Source organism: Butyrivibrio sp. XPD2002, from assembly GCF_000423945.1.
Classification (GTDB): domain Bacteria; phylum Bacillota; class Clostridia; order Lachnospirales; family Lachnospiraceae; genus Butyrivibrio.
Map to the genome: position 1 here is coordinate 1 of NZ_AUIY01000011.1, position 11,828 is coordinate 11,828.

Below are 11,828 nucleotides of genomic sequence, written 5' to 3' on the forward strand. Positions count from 1 at the left end.
TCCAACTGTTATCCCCCAGTACGAGGCAGGTTGCCCACGCGTTACTCACCCGTCCGCCACTAAGATTTAACAAGATTCCGCCGAAGCCTCATCAGCGTTAAATCTCCGTTCGACTTGCATGTGTTAGGCACGCCGCCAGCGTTCATCCTGAGCCAGGATCGAACTCTCACGTTTAAATGTATCTCATCACCGAAGTGACTTGATCGTTCGTCTGACCAGAACTTAAGCTTGGCTTTTGTTCTGTCCGTTTTACCTTTAGTTAGGTTGTTTTGTTCTCTGAAATTTCTTTTTGGAATTTTCAGGGTTGCATTACTATTTTATTGTCAAAGTGCATCTCATCGATGTTACTGATGAGGAACGCAGAAGGAGGGATTTGAACCCTCGCGCCGCTGTTAACGACCTGCACCCTTTCCAGGGGTGTCTCTTCAACCTCTTGAGTACTTCTGCAAAAGTGTTGACTTATCTCTTCACTCTTCAATTTCGAGCGGAGCGAGAGGGATTCGAACCCTCGTGGCGTTGCCGCCAAACGGTTTTCAAGACCGCCTCGTTATGACCGCTTCGATATCGCTCCATATTTCTTATTGTCGCTGCTGTGAGGTGTTTTCCTCAGCAGCGAAATTTATTATATCCATAGGAATATATAATGTCAATATTAATTTTATTATTTTTTTTATTTTTTTCTGAGCAGTATAGATTCAGCTAATGTAATGTCTTCCGGAGTGGTGATTTTGATATTGTCATAGGAGCCTTCAACGAGCTTAACTCTGCGCTTTCCGAGGGTTTCCATCACCATGGCATCGTCAGTAATATTTACATTATTATCGAGTAGCTCCTGCTCTTTTCTTGCAAGCTCTTCATACAGATCAAGAATTTCAGGATACAGGAACACCTGTGGAGTCTGTATGAGCCAGGTCTTATCTCTGTCAGGTGTCATCTTTGCAAAGCCATCTTCGTCGGATATTTTGATAGTGTCCTTTACAGGCATGCCAACCACGCATGCTCCATACTCCTTTACCGCGTCATATGCTCTTTTCAACATTGAGTCATCGACAAAGGGTCTGGCACCGTCGTGAATAAAAACAGCCTCCGTATCTGCGGAAGCTGCCTCAATGCCAAGTCTTACGCTGTGATATCTGGTACTGCCACCCGGTACGATAGCTTTTATCTTTTTATAATTCTCCGGATTGATGATGTTATCAGTTACATAATCTATATCTTCCGAAGGAAGTACAATTACTATATCGTCAATAAAGCTGTTTTCAAAAGCATCAATTGCATAGAGAAGAAGGGGACGTCCCTTTATCTCCATGTATTGCTTTTTTACGCTGCTCTGCATTCTGCTGCCGCTTCCGGCTGCCAATATTATCGCTGTTGTCTTCATATTATGATTTTCCATGGTATCTTCTTTCCCTGTTACCTAGTGGCAAATTGGGCACTGCATTCAAATCCATTCCGCTGCGGGAGCCCTTAAGATATTCATAATAGCCTGCAGCACCAATCATTGCTGCATTATCTGTGCATAATACAGGTGAAGGTCTGTAGAATGTATAGCCTCTATTGTTACATTCCTGCTCAAGCCTTTCCCTGAGCGCTGTGTTTGAAGCCACTCCGCCGGCTATAGCTATCTTCTTACATCCATATTCTGCTGCAGCCTCCATAGTATGCTCTGTAAGCACATCAACCACTGCTTTCTGGAAGGATGCCGCAACATCATTTTTATTCACTTCTTCGCCCTTCATCTCTGCCTGATTCAGATAGTTAAGAACTGCCGATTTCAAGCCACTAAAGCTAAAGTCATAGGATTTCTCCGTGGTCTTAGCCCTGGGAAAATGAATGGCATCAGGATTACCTTCTCTTGCGGCAGCGTCCACCTTGGGCCCGCCGGGATAACCAAGGCCTATAGCTCTTGCCACTTTATCAAAGGCTTCTCCCGCTGCATCGTCACGAGTCTGTCCGATAATATCGTATTCACCGTAATCCTTAACATATACAAGGTGAGAATGTCCTCCCGATGCGACAAGACACATGAAAGGCGGTTCAAGACTTTTATCTTCTATAAAATTCGCACAGATGTGACCTTCAATATGATGCACTCCAACCAGTGGTTTTCCTGTTACAAAGCTAAGAGCCTTCGCTTCGGAAACGCCGACAAGAAGTGCTCCCACCAGACCGGGGCCATAGGTTACAGCTATTGCATCTATGTCCTCAAGCTTTAGACCAGCTTCTGAAAGTGCAGCTCTGACGCACCCATTGATTTTTTCAACGTGCTTTCTTGATGCAATTTCAGGAACGACTCCTCCGTATATTGTGTGAAGCGCAATCTGAGAGGATATTATATTGGACAATACCTCTCTCCCGTTTCGCACAACTGCGGCAGCCGTCTCATCACAGCTGCTTTCTATTGCAAGGATTGTAATATCCTTGTCAGTAGAAACGCTTTCCTTCTCTTCTTCATTTTTAATCGACATAAAGATTACGCCGTCCTCTTCGGTACGGCGCTCAATCTTTTCAACATTCTTTTCATTCATAGTTTTATTCTTCCGTGCCTGTTGCTTCAGTTACTGTCCATCCCATTATTTTCCAAAGACCCTCTGCGTCTTTACGAAGTACAAATAAGTAATTATAAGATACGGTGTGTGTACCATGTCTTAAATTGATCTTGGCAACAACATTGGCTATTTCCTCGCCATTGTCGCGCTTCTCCTGAAGGTCTGAAGTAAGTACTTCGTATTTGGTAATGGAGTAATCTTCTTTCTTTTTCTGCTTAACCTCATCCTTAAGACCGGTGGGCCAGTTATTTTGTGCTGCAAGAAATTCCGAATCAAAAATACCCGCCAATACTTGCGCCATTTTATCGAATTCCTCATCAGTGTATTGCTGCTTGTACATAACCTTCATGGTACGAGCATAAAGATCCACCACTGTCGGAGGTGTCTTGGGGTAATTCTTTGTAAGGTCTATTGTGGTAATTTTCTGAACCTCTGTAAGCTCTGTTTCTTCTGTAGTTGTATTGGTATTACTGCCTCTCCTTGTAAATATCAAAAAGACGCCTAGTACAACAACTGCAGCCAGAACCATCAGTATGACAGATCTAATAATACCGCCCTTCGTAGACTCGTTCATTGTGCCTCCTCATAAAAAAGTACAATAATTTATGAATCTTCCTCAAACCTTAACGTCACAGCCTTGCCATCTTTTGCTGCAACTGTATTACTAAAAATCTTTTTTGCCTCAGGCAGATATTCCTTGGGATTAACAAGGGACGGGCTGTAATGTGTAAGCCACATTTCCTTTACCCCTGCTTTCTTCGCAAGTTCCGCTGCCTCATATATTGTCATATGCCTGTTTTCTTTAGCCTTCTGCAATTTTTCAGGCTCGCCGTACATTCCTTCACATATGAAAAGATCTGACCCTTCAGCATTTTTTATAATTCCGTCTGTAGGTCTTGAATCTGTAACATATGTAAGATGCAGTCCTTTTCTGGCTTCACCCAATACCATGTCAGGGGTGAAGGTTCTTCCGTCATCAGTATGGATGATCTCCCCCTTCTGGAGAGGATTCCAGTATTTCTGTTCTATTCCATTGGCTCTTGCAGCTTCAACATTGAATTTACCTGTTCTTGCAAGCTGCATTGAATAGCCGTAGCATGTGATATTGTGATTTACCTTAAAGGCTTTGATCTTAAATTCAGGCATTCCCGGCAGTGTGAGTTCATCCTCATCTCCGGAAATTTCGTGGAACTCGATCGGAAAAGGAAGCTCTGGCGCAATGGTCCGGAGTGCCTTCACTACCCTCTCAAGTCCTTTGGGGCCTACCATTAAAAGCGGCTCTGTTCTCTCAGCATTTCCCATGGTCAAAAGCATTCCGGGAAGTCCTGAAATGTGATCCGCATGGTAGTGGGTAAAGCATATCATGTCGATGGGCTTGGGACTCCATCCCCTTTTTTTCATGGCGATCTGCGTGCCCTCACCACAATCTATAAGCATGCTTTTACCGTTATAACGCACCATAAGTGCCGTAAGATATCTGTTCGGAAGCGGCATCATGCCACCCGTTCCAAGTAGACATACATCAATCATTCGTACTATTTCTCTTCCAATATATTATTGCATCTTCCTTTGGACCATCGTAAAATCCGGGTCTTGCACCCTCATTTACAAATCCAAGTTTCTCATATAATCCTCTTGCTGCAACATTTCCGGCTCTTACTTCGAGCGTGAAATCGCCGCATCCGATTGCCCTTCCTCTAAGAAGGAGCTTTTCAAGCATATCGTAGGCTATGCCTCTTCCTCTGCACTCTGAAGCTACGGATACATTGGTAATTTCGCCTTCTCCTGAAATATTGCGAACACCGCATAATCCTACTACATTTCCTGCTTTTTCCGCAACAAGATAAACAGTATCGTCAAGAACGCTGGCTTCAAGGAGCTGTTTCTCGCTCCAGGCCTCGCTTCCAAGACTGACTGCTTCAAGCTGTGCAGCTGCAGTTATATCCTCAGCCTTGAGGTCTCTTATATAAATAGAATCATTTCCTTTTTTATTTTTCTTATCTGTCTTATTCTCAGATGCCTTCTGCGCATCCCCGCCGGCCTTCTTCTCAGCGGCCTCTCGCTCTGCCTGTGATGCCCTTAAGTATTCGGGTGAAAAGCTGTCTGCATCCACAGTTTTTCCGTCACGTAAATATATCTGTGCAAGAGCAGCAAGTGCTGAAGCCCTTTGCCTGTTCATGTGAGCAGGCGCTACTATATAGTTCACCTTCAAAAGCTTCTCAAGCTTATCTCTGTATACCGGTATTCCATCGCCAAGAAGGACAACCGTTTTTCCTATATTATTGAGCTCCTCTGCAATATCCTCTACAGCCATCGCTGCCTGAGCCTTGATTGTCTTCATTGAAAAGTATGTTTCAAAATGTTTCTCATCTTCCTTTTCCGGAACAAAGGTGTAGATTCCTGTATAAACCTGGTTTCTTCTGGCGTCCATCATGGGGCATATCACATTTTCACTTCCATAAAACTGATACGCCATGGCATCAAGAGTCGGCACCGCTACAAGAGGCTTGTCCATTGCAAGACAGAGTCCCTTGGCAGTTGCACAGCCTATGCGAAGGCCTGTGAAAGACCCCGGGCCTGCTGAAACAGCAACAGCATCTATTGTGTTAAGGTCAAGTGCTATTCTCTTCTTAATCTCCTCCATCATAGGAAGAAGAAGCTCTGAATGTGTAATCTTGTGCTGGATTGAAAACTCGGAGAGAAGTCTGTCGTCCTCCATAACGGCGACGCTGCATACAAGACCGGATGTATCAAGTGCAAGAATTTTCATATTTTATCTATTATCTATCGTCTTAAGTGTGATGCGGCGATAGTCTGTTCCTTTCTTCAGATCTTTCTCAATGCATATCTCCGTGTATTTTTCAGGGAGAATATCTTCTATAAGATTGGCCCATTCAATAAAGCACAGTCCCTGTCCATAGAAATAGTCCTCATATCCTATTTCATCCATCTCACTGACATCACCAATTCTGTAAACGTCAAAGTGATAAAAAGGGATTCGTCCCTCATCATAAACCTGAAGTATTGTAAAGGTAGGGCTGTTGACAGGTCCCTCTATTCCAAGTCCTGCAGCTACTCCCTGTGTCAGGACGGTTTTGCCCACGCCAAGATCTCCTATCAGTGTATAAACTGATCCGGGCGCAGCGGTCTCTCCTATTCTTTTTCCGAACTCGAAGGTTTCCTCCGATGAATTTGTTTCTAATATTGTACTCATATAATCAGAATATTCCAGCGTCTGAAAAAAAGCAAGTCGGACAGGAAAAGGTATTGACGCCGACTACATCTGTTATATAATGGGACTAGTAAAAATAATCTTCGGGGCAGGGTGTAATTCCCTACCGGCGGTGACTGTTATCAGAAGTCCGCGAACCGCTTCGGCGGCCGATTTGGTGAAATTCCAAAACCGACAGTATAGTCTGGATGATAGAAGATGCGTTTTATTTCTATTCCCGAATCAGCATCTATGTTGGTTCGTTTTTTATTTCAAGATAGAGCGCGCGTAGTCTAGTCATTATCCTCCCCGACATAATCAGGAGGAAAACACCATGAAAAACAATTTATTAGCTTCAATTGCAGAAAATACCGTTCTCGTATCGATTTTCATTCTGTTAATTGTCACTATGTTCGTAGCAGCAAGACTGGCAGAGAACTATGTTGCCAAAAAGACCGGTGAGGAAAATCCAGGATTGAGCACCAGAAAAATGGTTATCATCGGTATCTTCTCTGCTATATCTGCAGTGCTGATGCTCTTTGAAATTCCGATGCCCTTTGCTCCAAGCTTTTACAAGCTTGACCTCTCAGATCTCCCTGCAGTGATCGGTGGTTTCGCATTCGGCCCTATGACAGGCGTTATGATCGAGTTTATCAAGATCCTTTTAAACCTTATCATTAACGGAACACAGACAGCATTTATCGGAGAGCTTGCAAACTTTGTAGTAGGCTGCAGCTATGTACTTCCCGCTTCAATCATTTATATCTTCAAAAAGAACCGCCAGACAGCATTTATTTCATGTCTTACAGCAACAATGATAATCACAATCGTAGGAAGCTCACTTAATGCATTCTATCTTCTTCCTGCATTTGCAAAGCTCTATGGCATGCCACTTGATGCTTTGATCGGTATGGGAACAGCTATCAATCCTGCAATCAGCAACATGTTTACATTTGTTCTTTTCGCAGTTGCTCCCATAAACCTCTTAAAGGGCGGCGTATTAAGTACTATCACAATTCTCGTATACAAAAAGATCAGTCCTATTCTTAAAAACACAACAATCGTATCAACCAGAAAAGCAGAGACTGAATCTGAAGCATGATTTTATAGCCGTTTATAATTTGTTTATCGTTTTTTTATAGCATGAAAATGGCGCCTTTCTTGACTTTTACATTAGTGAACCATAAGATTAATTTGTATCTATATTCACTGATGACTGTCAAAGAGGCGCCTTCTTTATGAAAAGATTGATTACTAAAAAACTGGTTCCTGGCATGATCTTGTCTGACAATGTGTATGCGCATGATAATAATCAGCTTATATTGCCCAAGGGTTGCGTGCTGGATAACCAGGCCATTACTAAATTATCTTTTTATTCCGTATTGAATGTTCTTGTTGAAGACCCTCCGGAAGAGATGGTCTCCCCACAGGACAACAGCCGTTCTTATGCAGCAAGACTGCGTCAAACCGAAGAATTCAAAGAATTTAAAAAGGACTTCGAAGACTGCGCCTCAAAATTCAAGGCAGGTATCGGAGATCTCATAAACGACAAGGAGCATTTTGATATCGATTCTATCATATCTCCTATTTATGATCTGGTTCGCAAGGGGAACAGTTCATCAAATCTGTTTGATATGCTCCACAGCCTGAGAACTTATGATGACGCCACCTATGTTCATTGTATAAGCGTTGCCATGATATGCAATATTCTGGGCCAGTGGCTAAAAATGAGTGACGATGATATTATGATTCTCACAGAGGCAGGTCTCCTTCACGATATCGGAAAACTGCTTATTCCAAATGAGATCATTACAAAACCGTCAGGGCTTAGTTCCGATGAATACTCAGTAGTTCAGACTCATCCCGCTCAGGGGTATATGATCCTTACAGACCTTGATCTTAGTGATCACGTAAAAAACGCTGCGCTTATGCACCACGAGCGCTGCGATGGTACTGGATATCCCGCACACCTGAAAGGCCCTCAGATAGATTTCTTTGCAAAGTGCGTATCTATTGCGGATGTATATGATGCCATGACCTCAGCAAGAGTGTACAGAGATCCTCTTTGTCCGTTTATTGCAATTGAGATGTTTGAATCTGAGGGATTGCAGAAGTACGACACAAATGCCATCATGACCTTCCTTCAGAATATTGTTAATACGTATCTGCTCAACAGGGTAAGATTAAATGACGGCAGGGAAGGCGAGATTATTTTCATAAACAGGGATCATCTGTCCAAACCTACGATTAAGATCGACAACGATTATCTGGATCTGTCTCAGCACTCGAATCTGTATATCGAGGAAATTTTGTAATAAAAATAGTATTATAGTATAGAAAAAACGCCGCAACTCTGCGGCGTTTTAATTATGCAAATCTAAGCTTGAACTTCTGAAGCTCTTTATCTGTATCAACCTTCTGGATCTGAGCACCAAGCTCACGAAGCTTCATATCGAGATCCTCGTAACCTCTCTCGATGTATCTGATGTCCTCTACAGTAGTAAAGCCCTCAGCTGTAAGTCCGGCAATAACAAGTGCAGCTCCGGCACGAAGATCAGGTGCAGCAACCTCTGCTCCGGTATACTGATCAACGCCTTCAATAATAGCTGTACTTCCTTCAACCTTGATATTGGCTCCCATTCTGGTAAGCTCATCAACGTATTTAAAACGATTCTCGAAAAGAGACTCTGTAACAAGACTGATTCCACTTGCAAGTCCCAGAACAACTGTAATCTGAGGCTGCATATCCGTAGGATATCCGGGATATGGCAGTGTCTTAACGTGAACACTCTTAGTACGCTTGGTAGCTACTACTCTTACCGCATCATCAGATTCAAGAACCTGACATCCCATCTCGATAAGCTTAGCACTAATAGACTCTAAGTGCTTAGGGATGACATTCTTGATTGTAACATCACCCTTAGTAGCTGCTGCAGCCATCATGAATGTTCCGGCCTCAATCTGGTCAGGGATAATTGTGTACTCTGTACCATGAAGCTTCTCAACACCCTTAATTCTGATAATATCAGTACCGGCACCCTTGATATCAGCACCCATACTGTTAAGGAAGTTGGCAAGATCAACTACATGAGGCTCCTTAGCGGCATTCTCGATAATAGTCTTACCTTCTGCCATTGATGCAGCCATCATAATATTGATAGTCGCACCAACACTGGCTATATCAAGATAAATATGATTAGCTACAAGCTTATCAGCATGCGCATTTATCATGCCGTGCTCGATAGCTACGTTAGCTCCAAGTGCAGTGAAGCCCTTGATATGCTGATCGATAGGTCTAAGACCTATATTACAGCCACCAGGCAACACAACCTGAGCATTCTTGTATTTTCCAAGAAATGCTCCAAGCATATAGTATGATGCCCTTATTTTCTTAATGAATTCATTTTCAATTCTAAAAGAACTAACCTGAGATGCATTGATTGTAACAGAATGACGCCCTGTTCTCTTAATGAGGACTCCAATGCTCTCCATGGCCTGAAGCATTACATTAGTGTCTGCTTCATCAGGCATATTATCAATATATACAGTCTCATCAGTCATGGAAGCTGCTGCCAGAATAGCAAGTGCAGCATTCTTCGCACCACCGATCTCGACCTCTCCTACAAGTGGTGTTCCACCTTTAATAACGTATTTTTCCATAATTTCCTAATATTCACGCCTTTGTGAATTTACTAGTTGATAAACTTTCTCCCCTATTTTTATTAACGGCTTATGTTATACCACAAATAAACGCATTTGTAAAATCGGAAGGGTTAATTCAGGTAATTAAGCGGGTTAACCTGCGAGCCATTTATCAATATCTCGAAGTGGAGATGCGCTCCGGTACTGACACCAGTGTTACCACTAAGTGCTATCTTCTGGCCCTGAGATACTGACTGTCCGGGCTTAACAAGAATCTTGGACAGATGTCCGTATCTGGTCTCTCTTCCATCAGAATGGCTGATATAGACAACATATCCATATCCTCTACCCCAACCGGCTCTTGTAACAACGCCCGCATTGGATGCCATAACCGCTGTACCTACAGGTGTAGCCCAGTCTATACCCTTGTGGAATGTGCTTGCTCCCTTGGTAGGCGCACTTCTTCTTCCAAATCCTGATGACTGTCTTCCTCCGGAAATAGGCTTGATATATGTAGGAGGCACTATAGTTCCTCTCTCAATGATTTTTGGAACTGCCTCATAGGTCACCTCTTCCTTCTGAATATCGCGGCCTGTCTCACTGTTATTTACATAAGAAAGCTTAGCTACTACCTTTCTATGACCTGCTGAAGGCTCCTGTACAACTTCCTGTCTTGTCGTATACCAGGAATCATTATCCTTATAAATTATATCAGCCTCATAGTCCTCTTCGTAGTACTGCTGGGTAGTGTAGACCACTGAAAGCTCCGGTTCGGGAACTGTTACTATGATCTCGTCTCCTACTCTGATTGTGGAATTCTCATTCTCTATGGTCTCATTCATGGCAATAAGCTGATCCAGCGGAATTCCATAGTCTTCCGCTATAGTTCCAAGCGTATCACCTGACTTAATTTCGTAAATCTGATTTGTCTCCTGATCCTTTGTTACTTCATCTATAGCTGTAGCTATATCAGTAATCTCAGATGCAGGAAGATAGCTTTCAACTACCTCGACCTTGTCTCCAAAATCAATGGATAAAAGGCCCAGCTCGTAATCATCAAAATCCTTTTCCTCGATTAGAGGCTTGATCTGACTAAATACATCAGAAATAGCCTGGTCCAATCCAGCTTCAGGAAGCTTGATCTCCTCATCCTTGGTAGCTTCCTCCACTGACAGGACCTGAGATGTCAGAACATTGACCTCTCGGGTAGGGTCAGTCACCAGATCAACCTTGTATTTGTGCTCAGTGTCATATCTGTTCAGCGCTTCATCAAGCAGGGTAAAAACATCATCCTTACTGGACAAATTCACTGAATACTTCTTTATCTTTACTGTATATGAACGCTCCAGGGTCGACGAAATGTTATTCTGCAACACCTCGAGCATCTTTTCTCTAACTGCCTTCTTAGAATCTACCTGTCCAAATAATACTTCCCTGCCCTCAAGGCTTAAATCTGCCTTTGCAAGAACCAATTCCTCGCTTCCCTCTGCAAGCTTTCTTCTGGCGTCCCTGAGGCATTTCTCAGCCGCCTGTCTTGATGCGAGCGTTCCTACCTCAACTCCGTTCAGGGATACTGTGAAGATATTATCCCCAGTGTTTTTTACCGGTGAAAATACGGGTAATATCAATATTATCCATGTGGCAATAGCCGCTGCAGCGCCTTTTATCAAGCCGATTCTAACTTTTTTATGTCGTAAAAAACTCATTCTTAAACCAAACCTATAATTCTTAAAATCATCAGTACAAGATCAGCAGCAGCTACCAGGAATATCAAAACCGTCAGGGGCATAATTCCACGATTCTTAGCTCTGTTTGCTCTTTGCATGGAATCAAGCTGTCTTACGAGCACTGTGAACTCGCTTCTGATAGCCTCCATCTGCTTATTAAGATCTTCTTTTATCGAATCAAGCTGCTTCTTCTGTTCATCAATAACAGAAGCCTGTACATTTCTGTAAATGCGCACACCAACATCATGGGTTGCTTCGTCACTTTTATTAAGACGATCGCTTAAGTTCTCCTTAAGCTCCTTTATTGCCTTGTCCAACTCCTGGGCACTTACCTCTGACTCAGCCTTCTCAGCCTTTAGATCTTTGAGCACATCTTCTATGGCATTCAATCTGTCTTCCATGTTTTTGGCATTTTGACGAAGAACGCCCATCTCTTCTTCATACTGCTTGTTCTGATTCTCAATCTGCTCCCTGTGAGCAGCCTCAGCAGCTGTATTAGCCTTGATCATTTCCTGTGCACTGATCTTTCCTGCAATTTTACCCATTATGTTTTCCATAGCTCCTCCTCTATAAACATGAGTATACACGTAGTTAGTGCTTTTTCATTTTACAGTCAAATACTAGATTACATCATTTATGCATTTCATACAATAAAACATTTGAAACGGTACTTCTTTTGTTCATATTAACCTCTAGTTT

At 42.8% G+C, this 11,828-nt stretch carries 11 protein-coding genes, 2 tRNA genes, 1 rRNA gene and 1 riboswitch; of the genes, 2 read left to right on the plus strand and 12 right to left on the minus strand.

Annotated features, from left to right (window positions below; all coding sequences use genetic code 11):
- From G587_RS0106270 to tsaE, 9 genes are all read right to left on the minus strand, one after another.
- Positions 1-174 (minus strand): 16S ribosomal RNA (locus G587_RS0106270); the annotation flags it as partial.
- 184 nt (positions 175-358) lie between these two features.
- Positions 359-447, minus strand: a tRNA-Ser gene (locus G587_RS0106275).
- Between the two features lie 38 nt (positions 448-485).
- A tRNA-Ser gene (locus tag G587_RS0106280) sits at positions 486-571 on the minus strand.
- Between the two features lie 99 nt (positions 572-670).
- A complete protein-coding gene (gene ispD, locus G587_RS0106285) occupies positions 671-1,381 on the minus strand; it encodes a 2-C-methyl-D-erythritol 4-phosphate cytidylyltransferase (protein WP_026491528.1) in 711 nt (236 codons plus the stop codon).
- A gap of 1 nt (position 1,382) precedes the next feature.
- Positions 1,383-2,468 carry a tRNA (adenosine(37)-N6)-threonylcarbamoyltransferase complex transferase subunit TsaD gene (tsaD, locus tag G587_RS0106290; RefSeq protein WP_051200854.1) on the minus strand — a complete coding sequence of 362 codons (1,086 nt, stop codon included), beginning with the start codon at positions 2,466-2,468 and terminating at the stop codon, positions 1,383-1,385.
- A 64-nt stretch (positions 2,469-2,532) separates the two neighbouring features.
- Entirely contained in the window at positions 2,533-3,123 is a 591-nt protein-coding gene (locus G587_RS0106295) for a DUF6715 family protein (RefSeq protein WP_026491530.1), read from the minus strand.
- 29 nt (positions 3,124-3,152) lie between these two features.
- Positions 3,153-4,079, minus strand: a complete 927-nt coding sequence (locus G587_RS0106300; protein ID WP_026491531.1) for a ribonuclease Z — start codon at positions 4,077-4,079, stop codon at positions 3,153-3,155.
- The gene (tsaB, locus tag G587_RS25025) at positions 4,072-5,319 is read right to left on the minus strand and encodes a tRNA (adenosine(37)-N6)-threonylcarbamoyltransferase complex dimerization subunit type 1 TsaB (protein WP_026491532.1); all 1,248 of its coding nucleotides are present in this window, start codon (positions 5,317-5,319) and stop codon (positions 4,072-4,074) included. Before tsaB ends, G587_RS0106300 begins: the two co-directional genes overlap by 8 nt.
- Positions 5,320-5,322: 3 nt before the next feature.
- Positions 5,323-5,763 carry a tRNA (adenosine(37)-N6)-threonylcarbamoyltransferase complex ATPase subunit type 1 TsaE gene (tsaE, locus tag G587_RS0106310; protein WP_026491533.1) on the minus strand — a complete coding sequence of 147 codons (441 nt, stop codon included), beginning with the start codon at positions 5,761-5,763 and terminating at the stop codon, positions 5,323-5,325.
- Between the two features lie 93 nt (positions 5,764-5,856).
- Positions 5,857-5,985, plus strand: a riboswitch (FMN riboswitch).
- Between the two features lie 109 nt (positions 5,986-6,094).
- Here tsaE and G587_RS21660 point away from each other — a divergent pair.
- Complete coding sequence (locus tag G587_RS21660; RefSeq protein ID WP_051200822.1) at positions 6,095-6,862, plus strand: ECF transporter S component; 768 nt, start codon at positions 6,095-6,097, stop codon at positions 6,860-6,862.
- Between the two features lie 136 nt (positions 6,863-6,998).
- Complete coding sequence (locus G587_RS0106320; protein WP_026491534.1) at positions 6,999-8,075, plus strand: HD-GYP domain-containing protein; 1,077 nt, start codon at positions 6,999-7,001, stop codon at positions 8,073-8,075.
- A 52-nt stretch (positions 8,076-8,127) separates the two neighbouring features.
- Here the strand turns inward: G587_RS0106320 and G587_RS0106325 are convergent, their stop codons facing one another.
- From G587_RS0106325 to G587_RS0106335, 3 genes are all read right to left on the minus strand, one after another.
- Positions 8,128-9,420 carry a UDP-N-acetylglucosamine 1-carboxyvinyltransferase gene (locus G587_RS0106325; RefSeq protein ID WP_026491535.1) on the minus strand — a complete coding sequence of 431 codons (1,293 nt, stop codon included), beginning with the start codon at positions 9,418-9,420 and terminating at the stop codon, positions 8,128-8,130.
- A 113-nt stretch (positions 9,421-9,533) separates the two neighbouring features.
- A complete protein-coding gene (locus G587_RS0106330; protein WP_242830043.1) occupies positions 9,534-11,072 on the minus strand; it encodes a peptidoglycan DD-metalloendopeptidase family protein in 1,539 nt (512 codons plus the stop codon).
- A 38-nt stretch (positions 11,073-11,110) separates the two neighbouring features.
- Positions 11,111-11,686, minus strand: coding sequence for a hypothetical protein (locus G587_RS0106335; RefSeq protein WP_026491537.1), 576 nt, complete (start codon positions 11,684-11,686; stop codon positions 11,111-11,113).
- Positions 11,687-11,828: the final 142 nt, after the last annotated feature.